Origin of the sequence: Priestia megaterium, from assembly GCF_046599315.1 — a bacterium.
Lineage (GTDB): Bacteria > Bacillota > Bacilli > Bacillales > Bacillaceae_H > Priestia > Priestia megaterium_F.
The window spans coordinates 186,564-204,696 of record NZ_JBKIKC010000007.1 but is presented as its reverse complement, the minus strand read 5'-3'; the positions used below and the strand labels follow the sequence as shown (position 1 = coordinate 204,696).

The 18,133-nt window shown below is 38.7% G+C and carries 13 protein-coding genes; 11 read left to right on the top strand and 2 right to left on the bottom strand.

Annotated elements, in window-relative coordinates; all coding sequences use genetic code 11:
• Positions 1-2 precede the first annotated feature (2 nt).
• The 7 genes from ACLHDF_RS20340 to essA all read left to right on the top strand — a co-directional run bounded on the left by ACLHDF_RS20340 (position 3) and on the right by essA (position 10,911).
• Positions 3-395 carry an SseB family protein gene (locus ACLHDF_RS20340; protein ID WP_413920457.1) on the top strand — a complete coding sequence of 131 codons (393 nt, stop codon included), beginning with the start codon at positions 3-5 and terminating at the stop codon, positions 393-395.
• A 374-nt stretch (positions 396-769) separates the two neighbouring features.
• Positions 770-1,063, top strand: coding sequence for a WXG100 family type VII secretion target (locus ACLHDF_RS20335; protein ID WP_413920456.1), 294 nt, complete (start codon positions 770-772; stop codon positions 1,061-1,063).
• Positions 1,064-1,156: 93 nt separating this feature from the next.
• The gene (locus ACLHDF_RS20330; protein WP_025752817.1) at positions 1,157-1,396 is read left to right on the top strand and encodes an EsaB/YukD family protein; all 240 of its coding nucleotides are present in this window, start codon (positions 1,157-1,159) and stop codon (positions 1,394-1,396) included.
• 14 nt (positions 1,397-1,410) lie between these two features.
• Positions 1,411-2,715, top strand: coding sequence for a type VII secretion protein EssB (essB, locus tag ACLHDF_RS20325; RefSeq protein ID WP_413920455.1), 1,305 nt, complete (start codon positions 1,411-1,413; stop codon positions 2,713-2,715).
• A gap of 12 nt (positions 2,716-2,727) precedes the next feature.
• Positions 2,728-7,206: a type VII secretion protein EssC gene (essC, locus tag ACLHDF_RS20320; protein WP_413920454.1), complete on the top strand. Its 4,479-nt coding sequence runs from the start codon at positions 2,728-2,730 to the stop codon at positions 7,204-7,206.
• Positions 7,203-10,436: a type VII secretion protein EsaA gene (esaA, locus tag ACLHDF_RS20315; protein ID WP_413920453.1), complete on the top strand. Its 3,234-nt coding sequence runs from the start codon at positions 7,203-7,205 to the stop codon at positions 10,434-10,436. The genes essC and esaA overlap by 4 nt, the downstream gene beginning before the upstream one ends.
• Positions 10,414-10,911, top strand: a complete 498-nt coding sequence (essA, locus tag ACLHDF_RS20310) for a type VII secretion protein EssA (protein WP_413920452.1) — start codon at positions 10,414-10,416, stop codon at positions 10,909-10,911. Before esaA ends, essA begins: the two co-directional genes overlap by 23 nt.
• A gap of 50 nt (positions 10,912-10,961) precedes the next feature.
• Here essA and ACLHDF_RS20305 read toward each other — a convergent pair whose 3' ends face one another.
• Positions 10,962-11,438: a hypothetical protein gene (locus tag ACLHDF_RS20305; RefSeq protein ID WP_413920451.1), complete on the bottom strand. Its 477-nt coding sequence runs from the start codon at positions 11,436-11,438 to the stop codon at positions 10,962-10,964.
• Positions 11,439-11,724: 286 nt separating this feature from the next.
• On the opposite strand from ACLHDF_RS20305, the gene ACLHDF_RS20300 reads away from it, so the two are divergent.
• The gene (locus ACLHDF_RS20300; RefSeq protein WP_413920450.1) at positions 11,725-12,897 is read left to right on the top strand and encodes an endonuclease; all 1,173 of its coding nucleotides are present in this window, start codon (positions 11,725-11,727) and stop codon (positions 12,895-12,897) included.
• A 103-nt stretch (positions 12,898-13,000) separates the two neighbouring features.
• Positions 13,001-14,638, top strand: coding sequence for a family 14 glycosylhydrolase (locus ACLHDF_RS20295; RefSeq protein ID WP_413920449.1), 1,638 nt, complete (start codon positions 13,001-13,003; stop codon positions 14,636-14,638).
• A gap of 49 nt (positions 14,639-14,687) precedes the next feature.
• Here ACLHDF_RS20295 and msrA read toward each other — a convergent pair whose 3' ends face one another.
• Positions 14,688-15,203, bottom strand: coding sequence for a peptide-methionine (S)-S-oxide reductase MsrA (gene msrA / locus ACLHDF_RS20290; RefSeq protein WP_413920448.1), 516 nt, complete (start codon positions 15,201-15,203; stop codon positions 14,688-14,690).
• Between the two features lie 368 nt (positions 15,204-15,571).
• On the opposite strand from msrA, the gene ACLHDF_RS20285 reads away from it, so the two are divergent.
• Both ACLHDF_RS20285 and ACLHDF_RS20280 read left to right on the top strand, forming a co-directional pair.
• Positions 15,572-16,888: an ATP-binding protein gene (locus ACLHDF_RS20285; protein WP_413920447.1), complete on the top strand. Its 1,317-nt coding sequence runs from the start codon at positions 15,572-15,574 to the stop codon at positions 16,886-16,888.
• Positions 16,889-17,050: 162 nt separating this feature from the next.
• The gene (locus ACLHDF_RS20280; RefSeq protein WP_413920446.1) at positions 17,051-17,947 is read left to right on the top strand and encodes an amidase; all 897 of its coding nucleotides are present in this window, start codon (positions 17,051-17,053) and stop codon (positions 17,945-17,947) included.
• The last annotated feature ends 186 nt before the right edge of the window (positions 17,948-18,133 follow it).

Here is an 18,133-nt window from a genome sequence, read left to right as displayed (position 1 = left end):
CAATGAAATATACGTTTAACTTATTAGAGAAGTCGTTAATTGAGGCAATGAAAGATAATAAGAAAATTGCTCAGTTTTATAAAACATTAATGAATAGCAATTTATGGCTAGTTGTTAGCTCAGAACGTGGAGCATCAGATATATTAATTGCAGAGCACTACGTTCAGACGATGAAAAGCGCAGCGTACCGTTATTTACCTGTTTTTTCGTCAAAATACCCGATTGAACAGATGCTAAAAGATGAAAAAACTGTATGCGTATCATTTAAGGATATGTTGCCTGTATTAAATGAGGAAATAGCGATTTTACTTAACCCTGACACGCCTCTTTCAAAATTATTCATCCCCGAAGAGATAAGGATGTTAAAGGAAGATCAAAATTATTTTAAACAGTAGCCAAAGCGATGAGAAGCGCATGTACTTGCCCCAGCATGTCTGAAGCCTGAAAAATAGAAGGTATATAAAAGAAGGCAGGGTCTTAAATAGGCTGCTGCTTTTTTATTGCTAGTAAATAGTTCTATAGATAATGAGTGAAAAATGTAATTTAATAGCCTTACAGTTTTTATTTTCCTTTAAATAGGTACCTATAGATCAGGTGAAAAAGGTTTAAGTGAGAACAAAATCTTGGTTCTTCAGGTTTTATTTGCATTTTTTAGGAGTATTTGTAGATATATATTCTTATTTTTGGAGGCTTTTACAAGTAACCTTTGACCTTACCCCTGGAGTTTCTTACAATAATAGTAAATATATAAATCGAAGGAGAGATATATATGGCAGGAATTATTCGCGTAACACCAGCAGAACTTCGCGATATGGCAGGTCGCTATACTAACGAAAGCGGTCAAGTTCAAGAGTTAGTAAGCCGTCTTGATACAATGAAAAATCAACTTCAAGACATGTGGGAAGGTGCTTCAAGTGAAGCATTTGCTGCTCAATACGAAGAATTAAAACCTTCTTTCGTTGAAATGTCTAACTTACTTACAAAAATTGCTAAGCAATTAGACGATTCTGCAAACGTTCTTGAAGATACAGATAACCAAATCGCTAGCCAAATCCGCGGTTAACTTCATCTAATAATCTAAGTGAAGTAATAAAAGGAGCGCCCTATTCTCAAAAGATGAAGGCGCTTTTTCTATGTTTTGAGGTGATGAAACCCTATGTATATAGAAGTAACAGTAGACTTAAAGCACTATACAGGTGATCGTTTCGATTTGCGACTATCAAACTATCATTCAATCAAAAAAGTAGTTGAGATCGTTTGGCAAGCTAAAAAGATTACTCAATCACCGAAGGACGGTGCGTGGATACGTGTTTCAAATAAAAATCTTATTTTCTCGGGAAATGAGACGATGATTAACTGCGGAATTACCACAGGTGATTGTATCGAAATTCTCTAAAGGAGTCTATTAGAATGTCAGAGAAGAAACCGACCTACTTAGAAGAACAGCTTGAAGCTGTGATGACACGTCATCACAATGAATATACATTTGTTTTTCAAAAAGAAAAAATTCGACTTGATCGTTCTGTTGAAATTGAAATGTTAAAGGATGTAAACATGGCTTTTCAAAAAGAAATCATGATGGGCGATGATGAGCTTAAAATAACAATTAAGCCTACTTCTGAGTTTCAACCTTTTAAGGTCTTAAAGGGAAAAGAAGAACAGCAAAAGTGGCTGTTTGCAGATCAGCTTATTAAAAAGGTAAAGCAGCATTCTTTTTCAAGGCTGCATTTGTTGATTTGTCCAGAAAATATCATTTTTGATAAAAGTTTAAGCTCTGCTTTTTTACATTATGGAGTAAAAGAAAGTTTACCTCCTTATGAGTCTAACAGGGAACAAAGCTTTCAGGAATTAAAGGCTACGATAGCAGCAGCCATCGACTCATCTTATACATTTGAACAGTATTTTAAGTTATATGAGACCTTACAATTAAAGGAAGACGCTAAAAAAATAATGCACGTCAGTAATGAGGAAGAGCTGAGCCAATTTGTTCAGCATAAGCTAACCCAACTTGAAAAACATCAAAAGACGCTCGTTCAACTTCCTCAAAAACGCTGGACCATTTTTAAGTTTTCATCTGTAGGTATACTTGTCTTATTAATTCCAGCTCTTATTTATACTTTTTACTCTTACTTTTTTGCTCAGCCTAAACAAGAAGCGTTTGTAGAAAGCAACGAATATTTTCTAGAAAAAAACTACAGCAAAGTAGTCGACACACTTGAAAATTACGATATTGAAAGTATGCCTAAAATTGTGCAATACGAAATAGCAACCTCCTATCTTGTTAATGAAAAGTTGGGGGAAGACCAAAAAGCAAATGCTTTAAAGACTATTACGCTTCAGTCAGATCCTCAGTATTTTGCCTATTGGTTTTACATTGGCCGAGGAGACAACAAAAAAGCTCTGGAAGTTAGCAGATTGTTAGAAGAACGTTCGTTAATTATCTATGCACTAATGAAATACGAAGGGCAGCTAAAGACAGAAAACGATTTAGCGGCTGATAAAAAGCAAGAAGAGCTTGATAAAGTAGCGAATGAACTTGAAGAATTTAAGAAAGAAAATGATCAGCAAGAAGCGGAAGCAGCCAAGCAGCAAGAAGAGAAACAAGCTGAGGAAGCACAGGCGGCCAAGCAGCAGGAAGAAGAACAGAAAGCTGCAGAGGCCGAGAAAAAGAAGCAAGAAGAGCAGAAAAAACAGCAGGAAGATCAAGCGAAGTAGGGAGGTAGTTGTATGAATATGCTTTGGGTAGTTAGTGGGCAAACGTATCAGCAGCTGCCTATAGATTTTAATGCTTTTCGCCAAGCAACGGTTGGAAATACTCAGCATCAAACTTTTACGTTTTCCTACCCGTTTGAGAAAGGTCAAATGACGCTGTCATCTGAAAAAAACGGCAGGCTCTTAATTTCCTACGGGGAAGAAAGGATAGCAGAGTTATCTGTTTCTGAGTCGTTTGTATGGAGAGAACAAGGGCAGGATTTAACTTTTGTTCTTACGGAGTCAGCTGTTAAAGAAGCTGTCTATTATATTGATTACGGATCAGAAGTCTCGTTTTCCATAAGCGATGAAGCAGCTGATGTGCATCAGCGGAAAGAAAAGTGTGTAGTAGAGCCAAAAGAAGGATTTTACTTATCCAAAATCAATGGGAATTGGAAGGTCTTTTACAACCAAGAACCGCTTTACCTTAACGGACAACGACTGGAAGAGGATACGAACCTTCAGCCGGGAGATCTTATTTTATGGTCCTCTATGACGATTCAATTGATTGAAAAAGATTTGTTAAAGATTCAAAGCTACTATGACTATGCATCTAAGCTTCCGGCTACGGCACAGCCTATTTCTGAAATGAAAAAGAAGTACCCAGTTTATAGACGGACCCCGCGTATGGTATATGATTTGCCTGATGATAAGGTGAGCTTGTCCTTTCCATCTCAAGACAATGATGAAAATAACCGAAGCTTATGGCTTACTATTTTACCACCATTAGTCATGCTGCTAGTGATGGGTACGGTATCGATTATTCAGCCTAGGGGAATTTTTATTATTATATCTGTCATGATGTTTACGACCACGCTGATTGTATCTACCGTTCAATATTTCAAAGACAAGAAACAGCGCAAGAAGCGACAAGAGCGTCGTCGCCGAATCTATACAAAGTACTTAGAAAACAAACGTGAGGAATTACAAGAACTAGTATCAGTTCAGCGAGATGTATTATCTTATCATTTTCCGACGTTTGAACGAATGAAATATTTAACAGAACAGATTTCTGATCGGATTTGGGAACGAACTGTGGAGAGCAGTGATTTTTTACAGGTGCGTCTTGGAACAGGAACAGTTCCGGGAAGCTATCAAATTTCCTTAAATAGCGGAGATATGGCTAATAGAGAAATTGATGATTTGCTTGAACAGTCTCAGCATATGGAAAAGGTCTATAGAGAAGTGAAAAATGCCCCCGTTACCGCTCATTTAGGCCGAGGATCTATCGGTCTGGTAGGAAAGATGAAAACGGTGAAGAATGAATTGCATCAGCTCGTAGGACAGCTGGCATTTTCTCACAGTTATCATGATGTGAGATTCGTATTTATTTTTGATGAAGAAGAATATAAAGAGTGGGAATGGATGAAGTGGCTTCCTCATTTTCAGCTTCCGCATTCTTTTGCGAAAGGTTTCATTTATAATGAACAAACGAGAGATCAGCTTTTATCTTCTATTTATGAAATGCTAAGAGAACGCGACTTAGATGAAGCAAAAGGGGAAGTGGTTTTCCTGCCTCATTTTGTTTTTATTATTACGAATCAGCAGTTAATTGCAGATCACGTTATCTTAGAGTATTTAGAAGGATATCACCCTCACCTCGGGTTCTCTACGATATTTGCGGCAGAGACAAAGGAAAGCTTAACGGAGCATGTTCACACACTCGTTCGTTATATTAACGAAGCTGAAGGGGATATATTAATTCAAAAGCAAAAAGCTGTGAATATTCCATTTCAACTTGATCAACACACGCTTGAGTATAATGAAAGATTTGCAAGGATGCTACGGACATTGGATCACCAAATTGGCATGACCAACTCGATTCCAAACAGCGTTTCATTCTTAGAATTATTTAAAGCGAGAGAAATTGGTGAATTGGATATCGTACAAAGGTGGCACAGTAATGAATCAGCTAAGTCGCTAGCGGTTCCGATTGGTTTAAAAGGAAAAGAAGATATTGTTGAACTAAATCTCCACGAAAAAGCCCATGGCCCTCATGGTTTGCTTGCAGGTACAACGGGGTCAGGAAAAAGTGAATTTTTACAAACGTATATTCTTTCTCTAGCAGTGAATTTTCACCCCCATGAAGTTGCATTTTTATTGATCGACTATAAAGGCGGGGGAATGGCTCAGCCCTTTAAAAACATGCCTCACCTGCTTGGAACCATTACAAACATTGAAGGAAGCAAGAATTTTAGTACAAGAGCTTTAGCGTCTATTAAAAGTGAATTGAAGCGACGCCAACGCTTGTTTGATAGATATGAAGTAAATCATATTAATGATTATACAGATTTATATAAGCAAGGTATGGCGGAAGAACCTCTGCCGCATTTATTCTTAATTTCGGATGAGTTTGCCGAGTTAAAAAGTGAAGAACCAGAGTTCATTCGCGAATTAGTCAGCGCGGCTCGCATCGGGCGTAGTCTAGGCGTTCATTTAATTTTAGCAACTCAAAAGCCAGGCGGCGTTATTGACGATCAAATTTGGAGTAATGCGCGCTTTAAAGTAGCGTTAAAAGTCCAAGATGCCGCTGACAGTAAAGAAATCTTAAAAAATGCGGACGCTGCTTCTATTACGGTGACTGGTCGAGGCTATTTGCAGGTTGGAAATAATGAAGTGTATGAACTGTTCCAGTCAGCTTGGAGCGGCGCACCGTACATGGAAGATACGTATGGAGCTGAAGATGAAGTAGCCATTGTAACAGACCTCGGGTTGGTTCCATTATCTGATGTATCTACTCAGCAGACCTCATCTAAACAAGCAGAAGCAGAAATTGATGTGGTGGTGCAAAAAATTGAACAAACGCAGCAGGAATTAGGTATCAAAAAATTAAATAGTCCATGGCTGCCGCCTCTTAAAGAAAGATTGCTTCGCAGTGAGTACAAAGAGAAGCGAGAGGGAGTATTCCCAATTGGCTTAATTGATGAACCGGAAAAGCAAAGTCAAACGGTGCATAACTATCAGCTGATGGACGATGGAAATATTGGTATATTTGGTTCGTCAGGATACGGTAAATCGTTTACAGTCATGATGTTGCTTCTTAGCCTAGCTGAAAGACAGAGCCCAGAGCAGCTTCATTATTACATTTTTGACTTTGGAAACGGCACGCTGTTGCCGCTTCGCCAGCTGCCCCATACGGCGGATTATTTCTTAATGGATCAAATGCGTAAAATTGAAAAATTCATGACGATTATCAAACAAGAAATTGCAAGGCGAAAGCAGTTATTTCAGCAGCAGGAAGTTAGCAATATCAAAATGTATAATGCTTTAAGTTCCGAAGAGCTTCCCCTAATTTTTATCACGATTGATAATTTTGATCTTGTCAAAGAAGAAATGCAAGATCTAGAAATGCAGTTCACACAGCTTGTGCGTGACGGTCAGTCTTTAGGAATTTATATGATCTTTACTGCCACGCGCGTGAATTCTATCCGTCAGTCGCTTATGAATAACTTGAAAACGAAAGTGGTTCATTACTTAATGGATCATTCAGAAGCTTATTCTATTTTAGGACGTACGCCGTATGTCCTAGAGTCTATTCCTGGTCGGGCTATTATCAAAACGGATCAACCTTATTTTGCACAGCTATTTTTACCTGTGGAAGGAAAAGATGATTTTGAAATTTTTGATGGAATTAAGCTGCATATTCAACGATTAAAGGATCAATATGCTGATGCTATTCTTCCGGAGCCTGTACCAATGCTGTCATCGAAACTTGTACTTGCCGAGTTTATGACGGACAGAAGAGTTCTTCGGGAAAAAGGAGTCATTCCTCTCGGATTAGATGAAGAATTTGTTAGACCGGTGCATATGAACTTTACGAAAAATAAGCATTGCATTGTCATGGGACAAACGCAAAAAGGAAAGACAAATGTAGTGAAAGTTATACTGCAAACAGCTCTTGAACAAGGCGTAAAACAAATCGGACTATTCGATTCGGTTGACCGCGGTTTATCAAGCTATGCAGCTGAAGAACAAGTTGTTTACATGGAAACAAAAGAACAGATTATCAATTGGCTTGACCTAACCGGAGAACGATTGCAGCGACGTGAAAATAAGTATTTAGAAGCAGTACAGGAAGGAACAGTACACAGTCTTTCATTTGCTCCAATCATGCTTGTAGTAGATGGATTTGTACGATTCCAGCAAAACTTAGACAGCGTCCTGCAGGATCGTATTACAAAATTGATGAAAAATTATAGCCACTTGGGCTTTAACTTGATTGTTGCAGGGAACAACAATGAGTTTTCAAAAGGATTTGACGCGTTAACAACAGAAGTGAAGCAAATTAGCCAAGCTGTGTTGCTGATGAAGAAAACGGAGCAAAGCTTATTTACACTTCCTTATGACCGAAAAGAAGCAGACGTTAATCCTGGCTTCGGTTATTATATTAAAAGTGGAAAAGAAACGAGAATTCAAATCCCGCTATGTGTAAGTGAAAGGAAGATCTTAACATGACCGAACAGCGTAAGTATACACTTAAAGTCATATTAGCTGTTGTTTTAATTTTGGCTCTTCCTTCTTTCTTTTTCCAGTATATTGGAGACAACCCGCTGCAGGTCACAGAAAATTCAACAAGAACGATTGCGGTTGTTAATGAAGATAATGGAGTAAAAGAAAACAGTGAAAAAGTGATAGAATTTGGAGAAAAAGTGACTCCTCTATTACAAGAGGGGTCAGATTATCAATGGACTGTACTTGGACGAAGCGCGGCTACAAGCGGTTTACAGAATGGGAAATATGATGCTGTTATCTATATTCCCTCAACTTTCTCACAAAATATTCTATCGTATCAGGAAAAAAAGCCAGAAAAAGCTACGTTGGAATATAAAGTTCAAAGTCAGCTTAACGCAGTTAATAAGGAAAAAGTAGTAGGGGAATTAGAAGATGCTACTACGAAGGTTAATAATGAAATGTCCTCTTTGTACTGGAGTTATGTATCACAGGAAGTGGATAAGGTAAGGGGACAGTTCGATAAAATTCTAAATAAAGAAATCGCCTTTCAAAAAACAATGGTCGCTTTTTATAAACCAAATTCAAAAGATTTAGCAGGTGAATTAAATGATCAAAAGAAAATTCTTCAGCAAATCCAAGATAATGTAAATAAAGTAGAAAAAGGTTCCAGCGACAGACAAGGCGACGTAGCAAAGGTTGAAAAGAATTTAAACAACTTCATTGAATATGTAAATCAGTATCAAACATATCAAGAAGCACAGAAGCAAATGCTTGAAAAAACGCAGGCTCAAAGCGTCGCTGCGATTCAAGAAGGGTTATCTTCCCTTGAATCTAATCAGCCAAGCTCCAAGCAAAGTTTTGACGAGCAGGCCAATCAAGTATTCAGCGGCTTGTCTTCCATTCAACAGCAGCTGGATGAAAATCAAAAAGCCGTTGGAGAACTTGGAGACAAACAAGCGGATAATGTTACTGAACAAGAAAAAGCTCTACAGGATTTGAACGGCCAAATAATCAGCTCATACAAACAGCAGTCTGAGCAAACAACGCTAAATCAAATTGAAAATAAGCTGAAGCCGCTTCGAGCTCAGCTAGAGGCAGCTTCATCAAATGATGGTAGCCGAGGCTCAACGGATCCAGGAGAAGGTGATGGAACTCAGCCAGATCCAAATCGAGGGGAAGAAACGCCCACGAACCCAGGAGAAGATGATGGAACTCAGCCAGATCCAAATCAAGGTGGAGAGACGCCAACAGATCCAGGAGAAGATGATGGAACTCAGCCAGATCCAAATCAAGGTGGAGAGACGCCAACAGATCCAGGAGAAGATGACGGAACTCAGCCGGATTCCGGCCAAGGCGAAGGAACGTCAGAACCAATTAAAGTGGATTTATCTCAGCAAACAGCAAAGCTTGATGATATATCAACAGGGCTTGATAATTTAGAAAAGCAGCTCCAAGGAATGACGAGTGAAACACCCGAAGCGCCTGAAGCACCTGAAACACCTGAGACACCTGAGGCCACGGAAACACCTGAAACACCGGACTCATCAGGTACATCCAATGCTGTGAAAAGTGCGCTTGAAAAAGTGGCCAATCTGAAAACACAGGTACAAGCAGTCAGAGATGAGCTGCAAAATGTAACGGTTCAGCCTGAAACCTCAGGAGAAAATACGGATGCGCTGAAGCAGAAAATTGCAAGTTTGGAAGCAGAAGTTAAGTCTTTAACAGCACAGAAAAACAAAGCAGAGAAAGACTTAGAAGAAGCAACAAAGTCGTCCAGCAGTCAAATTGCTAAGCTTCAAGAAGAAAATGAACGATTAAAAAAAGAGAATGAAAAGTTGAAAGAAGACGACAAAAAGCCTTCTAAAGGTAGTGTGGATGTAGACAATCTCATTACGATGATTAAACACAAAGAAGATAAAATCTTATCTTCTCCAAACCTTTCAGCTTCTCGCAAGGAAAAGCTGAACAATACATTCTCAGGTAAGATTAAAAGCAGCAATGCAGAAGATTTGCTAAAGTACTACGGTGATTTATCGCAGTATGATTTAACTTTAGCTCAAGTAGGAAATACGGACATACAGAATAGTGTCCTTAACAATGACTCTATTAAAGGAAGTTTGCAGCAGGTGTTAGCTGGAACCGTCTCATCTCAAGACGCGCGTAAGCAAATCCAGGAAAACCTGTCTCTAACAGAAGAAGAGTTAGCGCAGTTCCAAAGTTCAGTGCAAGATTTTGCTGATCAATATGGACAAACAGTTGATGCTGAACAAGCATCTATTATGGAAGAGCTATCAGCTATTCAAGAAAAAGCAAATGCAATGAATCAAGAGCTTCAATCCAGCGCAGGTGAAGATCAGACATTAGAAAAGAAAGAAGCTCCGGACGTAACGGGCTTAATGACGCTGCAGCAAAGCATGGGTCAAGAGTTGAAGGGAATGAATGAACTCATTTCATCTTTAGGTGAAAGACAAGCTAATGTTGTCACATACACAGATGAATTGCAAAAGCGAGTGAATGAAGTACAGGATAAAGCTGACACGCTTAACAGCAAGTGGGCTCAAAATGTGGATTCAACGAAGTTAGTTCGCGGCCAGGTATATCGCTTGTTAAATAATACATTAGTAGATGGACAGAATAATGATTACGTCTACCACTATTTAGCCAATCCTCTTCAAGTAAGCGGTGAAGTGCCGGCTGAAAGAGTAAAAGAGGTTCCACCTGTTGTTATTTTGGTTATTATCTTAATCAGCAGCTTACTCATTGGCTATTTTAGTCAATACTATCGACACGCGCCGATGCTGGTAAAAGGTACGTTGTTTGGGTTATTGAATTTGATTGTAGGGTTAATGGTAAGTATCTTTAGTCTTAACATTTATTCGTTATCAGGAGACCGGGCAATGGAATGGTCAATCTTTACAATCGTCTTATTGCTTGCTTCATCTACACTTGTACGTATTGCTTTCTTATTAGGAAACTTCGCTGGATGGGTGACGACAGTAGGGTTGATTTTGTTTTATGTTACCCCGCTTCTTAACTTGTCTATGCCAAACTTTAATTACGAAGATCCAGTATCTAAAGTGTATATGTCGATTCAATATGATACGCAGTCTCTGTTTGGACAGGCGCTTATTGTATTAGTGGGAATGACTGCTGTTTTAAGTGTTCTGCCATCTATTATTCGTGCTTTAAAGACGACTAAAGAGGTTGAAAATGATGAAACCTATAGTGCTTAATAAGAAGATTGGGAGTATCGTTCTTATTTTTTCTCTTCTTTGTTTCCCTATAGCAGCAGCGGCTGAAGCTGATGACGGAAACGTTGAAGATATCAAACCAAATGTATATAAAGATGATCCGATTAAATTGGACCCTGAGTCTCTGCTGGAAAATAAAAAAGAAGTAGGAAATATTCCGGAGGAAATAAAGGATCTTACATTTGAAAAAGAGGAAGACGTAGAAAAAGAGAGCTTAAGAGAAAATCTTTTTGCGAACGCATCAGCCGAAGATAATACGATTTCTGCGAAAGCAAAAGAATATAACTTGTTTTCTTCTAAAAACATTTCCTATAAGAAAAATCAAGCAGAACAAACTGTTTCTGAAAAGTCATCAGACTTACAATGGTTTTATTTATTATTGATTGGTGTGGGGATTGTTGTACTATTTGCCGTTTTAATACCGCGAATTAGCCCTCAGCCTTCTGTTAAAAAGTGAAAAAACCTCGCTGTTAATCAACAGCGAGGTTTTTGCGTATAGATGCAAGTTTATAGGCGGCGGAAGCCTTCTTCAAACAAATAATCTTCTGCTTCTTCGTAAGATAAGAATGCAGCCTCTAAATTCAAGCCAGAATAAATATTCCACAGGTCATCTTCATGAACAAGTAAAAGTGTTGCATTGTCTGGACCGTTCCAGCGCTGTTCATTTCCATTTCCTACAATGGCTTCTTCTCTAGCTGTATCAGGAAGGGTAGACAAAGATTCAATAGAAGCTTGAATAATTGAGCGAAGCTGTTCTTCTGTATAATCGCGGATATTCACAAGACCTTTGTCATTTGCTTCATATCCTTTCAAAAATCCTGCATATACGAATCCGTTTCCGTTAGGGTGTAGATGATGCACGACAACCGTTTTATCATACACGCTTTCTTCATAATGAAAATTCACGCGCCCTAAAGATACATCTTTTCGATGCAGCTCTGGGAACGATGAAATAATAGCCAATTTTTCGTCAAAACTAAGCATAGACAATCCTCATTTCTATTTAAATCATTTCATTTTCTGAAATATTATAAGCTCTTTTACGATTCGGTTGATTATACCATATATAAAGAAAGACACATAATGCTTTTTCCAATGTGGACTTTTAAAAATATAATTCTGCGCATAAATTGGAGATCGCTGTAAAAAAGAACACATCTTTTTCACTATAAAACTTAACAAAAAAGACGCAGGGAATTCACAGTGAAAAAATAATATAAAGAGGTGGAAGAAAACTAGTTTTCAACCTTATTATAAGGAGGATTAAAAAATGAGATTACACGCTCTGTATAAAAAAACATGGATGATGTCCCTGCTTGTTTTTGCCCTTTTAGTGAGCTTAACTCCTATTAGTCAAGCAGCCACATCTTTATCTGTTTCACAAGCTCTTGGGAATCAAAACAGTAGTGTACAAGCTGTTAAAGGGTATGTAGTAGGTCAACCTACAGCCACATCTACAGTTATTACAGGGAGTTATCCAAACGATTATGCACTTGCTCTTGCTGACAGCCCAAATGAAACCAGCACAGACAAAATGATATATGTTCAAATTCCTTCAAATTTACGAAGTGCATTTGGACTGCAAAGTCACCCAGAATTAAAAGGAAAAAGCCTTACAGTTACAGGAACACTCACTTCTTATTTTTTACATCCGGGAATAAAATCAGTTACTTCTATCAGTATAGAAACAGAAGGAACTGATCCGGCTCCAGATCCAGATCCGGATCCGGATCCAACAGAACCAACCGTTCCAGTAGAAGACTATTATCGTACCGCAGCTGGAAAAACAGGAGATGCCTTAAAGACAGAGCTTCATAACATTATTGACCATCATACAGAACTATCGTATTCAGCTGTATGGGAAGCCTTAAAGAAAACGGATGAAGATCCAGCTAACGCAAATAACGTTATTTTGCTCTATACGGGGCGTTCACAGGCTAAGAATACAAATGGAGGCGGAGCGGACAATTGGAACCGTGAGCATGTCTGGGCAAAGTCCCACGGGGATTTTGGAACAGCCATGGGACCTGGAACAGACCTCCATCACTTACGTCCAACCGATGTGTCCGTAAATAGTACAAGAGGAAACTTAGATTTTGATAACGGAGGGACGGAACATAGCGAAGCACTCGGAAATTATTTTGACAGAGATTCATGGGAGCCTCGAGATGAAGTAAAAGGTGACGTGGCTCGCATGCTGTTTTATATGGCAGTTCGCTATGAAGGCGATGTAAGTGATGAGCCTGACTTGGAGCTTAATAACTTAGTGAATAATGGCACTGCTCCTTATCATGGAAAACTATCTGTACTTCTTCAATGGAACGACCAAGACCCAGTAGATGATCGAGAACGACGTAGAAATGATGTTATTTATTCAGACTATCAGCATAATCGCAATCCATTTATTGACCACCCTGAATGGGTGAATGAAATTTGGAACTAAGGAAGATGGCGTCCTGGCAGGGCGTCTTTTTTTATAAAAGAAAAAGGAAAAAAATAAAATCCGCCGAATACCTATAGGTGATTTTGAAAAATGGAGGGAAGATATGAAACAGCTATGTAAAAAAGGATTGGCTTTCGTTTTAATGTTTACTTTTGTTAACGTTTTCATTTTGAATCCCATTAACGGAGCGGCTGCCGTAGATGGAAAATCAATGAATTCCGGTTACAAAACCTACTTAATGGCGCCGTTGAAAAAAGTAACAGACTATACGACTTGGGAAGCATTTGAGAACGATTTACGCAAAGCGAAACAAAATGGATTTTATGCAGTGACAGTAGACTTTTGGTGGGGAGATATGGAGAAAAACGGTGATCAGCAGTTCGATTTTTCCTATGCGCAGCGCTTTGCTCAAGCTGCTCGTAATGCAGGTATAAAGATCGTTCCAATCATTTCTACTCATCAGTGCGGTGGGAATGTAGGAGATGATTGTAACGTTCCGGTTCCATCTTGGGTATGGAACTTAAAAAGCGATGACAGTCTTTACTTTAAATCTGAAACAGGAACGATAAATAAAGAAACGCTAAGCCCGCTTGCAACCGACGTTATTTCTAAGCAGTACGGAGAGCTCTACACGGCATTTGCGCAAGCGTTAGCACCCTATAAAGACGTGATTGCTAAAATCTATTTATCAGGAGGTCCTGCAGGTGAAATTCGTTATCCGTCTTATACAGCAGCAGACGGAACCGGCTATCCGTCTAGAGGGAAATTTCAAGTGTATACGAACTTCGCTAAAAGTCAGTTTCAATCATATGCTTTGACTAAATATGGTTCACTCGCCGGCGTTAATCAGGCATGGGGAACAAATTTAACATCTACATCGCAAATTTTACCGCCTTCAGATGGCTATCAGTTCTTAAAAGATGGTTATTCAACAGCTTATGGAAAAGACTTCTTAGCGTGGTATCAAGGAGTTTTGGAAGGCCACACAAAACGTATTGGACAGTTAGCTCATCAGGCTTTTGATTCAACCTTTAACGTACCGATCGGTGCAAAAGTGGCAGGAATCCATTGGCAGTACAATAATCCAACGATTCCTCATGCTGCAGAAAAACCGGCTGGATACAATGATTACAATGGGCTTTTGGGTGCGTTTAAAACCGCCAAATTAGACATCACCTTTACATGTTTAGAAATGACGGACAGTGGGAGTTATCCCGAATATTCCATGCCAAAGACGCTTGTACGCCAAGTAGCGGATATTGCGAATGCAAAAGGAATTGTTTTAAATGGGGAAAATGCTTTAAGCATAGGCAGCGAAGATCAATATAAAAAAGCAGCTGAAATGGCCTTTAATTATAATTTTGCGGGATTTACTTTGCTTCGTTTCTACGATGTAATTAATAACGATATGCTTATGGGGCAATTTAAAAATACTTTGGGCGTTACACCAGTTGCGCAAACGGTTGTAGTAAAAAATGCGCCAACTACAGTAGGAGAAACAGTCTATATCGTTGGAGATAGAGCTGAGTTAGGTCAGTGGGATACCTCTATTTATCCAATTAAATTAACATATAATTCATCTACAGCTGATTGGAGAGGCACCGTTTATTTTCCTGAGAGTCAAAGTGTTCAATTTAAAGCAATTGTGAAGAAAGCTGATGGAGCGTTAAAGGTATGGCAGCCTACCCAGCAATATTGGAGCGTGCCGTCAACAACATCAACTTATACAGATAACTGGTAAAATAAAGCCGCATAGCATTTACTATGCGGCTTTATTTTGAACACAAGAATTATTTCCAGTTAGCTTGAATAAATTCGTCCCGACCAGACTTAGCACGGTCTTCTTTATAGTGATCTGGATTTTTCTTGTGAAAATCTTGGTGGTACTCTTCAGCCTCATAAAAAGTAGAGGCTGGAAGGATGCTTGTCACGATTGGTTTTTTAAAACGTCCGCTTTTTGCGACCTCTAGCTTCGTCTCTTCAGCTGCCTGCTTTTGGCTATCATTATGGTAAAAAATTGCTGTTCGATATTGCGAGCCGCGATCTTGGAATTGACCTCCGTCATCTGTTGGATCAATTTGTGGCCAATAAAGATCTAATAGACGTTTATAGGGAAACACTTCAGGATCAAATGTAATTTGAACCACTTCGTAGTAACCGCTTGTGCCAGATTTTACTTGCTCATAAGTAGGGTTATCCACAGTTCCCCCCATATATCCTGATACAATGCCGTGAATACCTTCTAGCTCTTCAAAAGGTGTAACCATACACCAGAAACATCCACCTGCAAATGTAGCTTTTTCCATACGTAATCCCTCACTTACTCCGTTGTTATGAAGGGTATTATATCAAATTTACATTAAAACAGCTAGAAAAGGATTTGTAAGCTGTGTAAAAGCTGTGGATATTTATTTTTATCCACAGCTTTTACACAATAAACCCTACGGTTTTGAAGATTGAAAAATGAAGGAGAGAATAAAGAAAAAATGATAGAATAGATGGGATGTGTATATCGGTATAGAAGAGACTGCGCGACACAAGGTCAATTTATGCGCGTTACTTTAGAGTGCTGATGGCATCTATATAAGTAAATTCAGTATGTTATTAATAAGAGGGAAGAAACAGCATATTCGCGCTGTTAAATAAATATACAAAGATAATAGGAGAGTTGAATATGTTACAAGATAATCTCATCCTAGAGCACTATGGATTAAACGAATTAAATTTTGATACGATCAAAAGCTACCGGGATCGATTTGCTGAAGTAAAACCAGCTCATCCTTGGAATGCGCTTGAAACAAAGGAGTTTTTATACAAAGTAGGAGCGTGGGGAAAGGTTAGAGATACCCATAAAGAGGGAGTCACACTAGCAGGCCTGCTTTTATTCAGTGAAGAACGGATTATTACAGAAGTTTTACCACAATACTTTTTAGAATACAGGGAAAGTAAAGGAAATGAAGAGTGGACAGAGCGCTTTACTTCTCAAGACGGGACTTGGTCAGGAAATATTTTTGATTTTTATTTCCATATTCATGAAATTGTTCGTAATAACGAACCTCAGCCATCAATCGCTTCCTCTTTAACAGAAGTTTTAATTAATATGCTTATTCATGCAGATTATAATGGCGAAGGCGGTGTTATTTTAGAAAAGCAACCTACATATTATGTCTTTTCTAATCCAGGTCTTTTATTAGCACCTTCAGATTCAGTTTTTAGCCATACCGTTAGTCAGCTTCGGAATCCAAACATCGTTAAGTTATTCAGTCTACTAGGGCTATGTGAACGTTCAGGCTCTGGTTTGAAAAAAGTAAAGCAAAATTGGAGCTTGCATCATTATAAAATGCCTGCTATTGATCAAGATATTTCTATGCATCGTACAGTGGTCACTTTATCCCTGTCCGCCCAAGAGAGACAGGAGAGTTCTTCTGAGAAAGACACTCACAGTACGCCCATAACCGAGTCGGGAAATAATTTTAAAGGTGTCGAAAAATATCAAAATACACTTAAAAACAATGTCGAAACAGACTCCTATAATAACAATATTAACTCCTATAATAAATATTTAATAGAGGAGTTTAACTCATATAATAACGATAATAACTCCTATAGTAAAGGAGATAACTACTCTAATAGTGAGTCATACTCCAGTAATAAGGAGATTAACTCCTATAATAAAGAACCAGAAGATGATTTTTCTAATTCAGTGAATGTTGAAGATATTGATACGAAGCTATGGGATATTGCAGCGCTGGCTCGTGAAAAAAAACGGCTTTCGCCGAATCAGATGGAGCATATTATTCTTGAGCTATGCAAAGAAAAACCGCTCATGCTTAAAGAGTTTGCTTATTTATTAGAAAGAACGCCGGATGGAGTACGAAATAACTATTTAACAAAGCTATTACGAAAAGGACAATTACAGTTGAAATATCCAAATCAGCCAAATCATCCAAAGCAGGCATATTTATTCAATAAGAAAGATATAGAAAAGTAAACCAAGCAACCGATAGGACATACAAAAATTAGGTTGAAAACAAATTGATAAGGACCAGTTTGCTGAAAGCTGCAGATTTAAGGGAGAAAGTCACCATAAACTTGCCAAGCTGCCAGCCTCTCTTTATATGAGTTCTGGCTCGTATAAAGGAGGAAAAAGAGTGTGAAAAGCAAGTGCGTTCTTATTTTTCTGCTGGTTGTAGGGTTGTTTAATATGGAGAAAGGAATAGGGTATGGTTCGAAGGTGAATGCAGAGATGAATATACCGCTGTCGACGTGGGTGTGGGGTACAAAAAAATGGATGTTGCGCCAAGAGAATATCCTCGAAAAACTTCAAGAAAAAAAGGTGACAAAGGTGTATTTGCAAATTGATGCTCATCTTTCACCCTCCGTATATAAGCGTTTTATTGAACAAGCGCAAGTCCAGGGTATAAGTGTTTACGCGCTTGACAGCGCTCCTTATTGGATAGGGACTTCCGGTGTAGAAAAGCAAGAAGCATTTTTTAATTGGATAAAAGCTTACCAAGCAGAAGCAGAAGAACAACAGCAATTTTCAGGGGTTCATTTGGATGTAGAGCCGTATTTGTATAAAAGCTGGGAAAATAATCGAGCTAAAAGCATTGTGCAGTACCAATATGTAATTTCTCAAGCGGTTTTACAGTCTCGTCAGTTAGGCTTGCCGCTTGCTGTAGATATACCGTTTTGGTTTGACGAAGTTTCATTCAAAAATAGCAACGGTTCTGGTTCGTTGGGGCGGTGGGTTATTCAGTACGCTGATGAAGTCACAATCATGGCGTACCGAAACCAAGCAGGTAAGGAAAACGGTATTGCTGAAATAACAGAAAATGAACGAAAGTGGGGACGTGTGCTATCCACTCCGATTGAAATAGGGGTAGAAACGATGGCTTCAGATGAAGGAGAACACATTTCTTTTTCTGCTAAAGGAGAAGAAAAGATGATGCAAGAGCTGGGTATGGTGCTTACGGAGTGTCAAGCTGAAAATCCTCCAAGCAGTATAGCTGTTCATCATTTTGATAGCTGGCTACAGATGAAGCCATGACCATGAAAAGACCGCTGCATCGCTGCAGCGGCCTTTTTGGGTTTAGGGAGTATAGATACAATATAGCCATTTTATTAAAGGACTATACATAAAAAAAGTAACCATTTAAAAAATGGCTACTCACACAAAGGGGGGGAACTTAATCTTATCATTCCCACTTTTTCTAAAAGATATGCCTCTTTTAAC

Excerpts from the sequence above, each read along its gene's own strand:
- ACLHDF_RS20340 (WP_413920457.1), top strand. The coding sequence starts at position 3 with ATGAAATATACGTTTAACTTATTAGAGAAGTCGTTAATTGAGGCAATG.
- ACLHDF_RS20335 (WP_413920456.1), top strand. The coding sequence starts at position 770 with ATGGCAGGAATTATTCGCGTAACACCAGCAGAACTTCGCGATATGGCA.
- ACLHDF_RS20330 (WP_025752817.1), top strand. The coding sequence starts at position 1,157 with ATGTATATAGAAGTAACAGTAGACTTAAAGCACTATACAGGTGATCGT.
- essB (WP_413920455.1), top strand. The coding sequence starts at position 1,411 with ATGTCAGAGAAGAAACCGACCTACTTAGAAGAACAGCTTGAAGCTGTG.
- essC (WP_413920454.1), top strand. The coding sequence starts at position 2,728 with ATGAATATGCTTTGGGTAGTTAGTGGGCAAACGTATCAGCAGCTGCCT.
- esaA (WP_413920453.1), top strand. The coding sequence starts at position 7,203 with ATGACCGAACAGCGTAAGTATACACTTAAAGTCATATTAGCTGTTGTT.
- essA (WP_413920452.1), top strand. The coding sequence starts at position 10,414 with ATGATGAAACCTATAGTGCTTAATAAGAAGATTGGGAGTATCGTTCTT.
- ACLHDF_RS20305 (WP_413920451.1), bottom strand. The coding sequence starts at position 11,438 with ATGCTTAGTTTTGACGAAAAATTGGCTATTATTTCATCGTTCCCAGAG.
- ACLHDF_RS20300 (WP_413920450.1), top strand. The coding sequence starts at position 11,725 with ATGAGATTACACGCTCTGTATAAAAAAACATGGATGATGTCCCTGCTT.
- ACLHDF_RS20295 (WP_413920449.1), top strand. The coding sequence starts at position 13,001 with ATGAAACAGCTATGTAAAAAAGGATTGGCTTTCGTTTTAATGTTTACT.
- msrA (WP_413920448.1), bottom strand. The coding sequence starts at position 15,203 with ATGGAAAAAGCTACATTTGCAGGTGGATGTTTCTGGTGTATGGTTACA.
- ACLHDF_RS20285 (WP_413920447.1), top strand. The coding sequence starts at position 15,572 with ATGTTACAAGATAATCTCATCCTAGAGCACTATGGATTAAACGAATTA.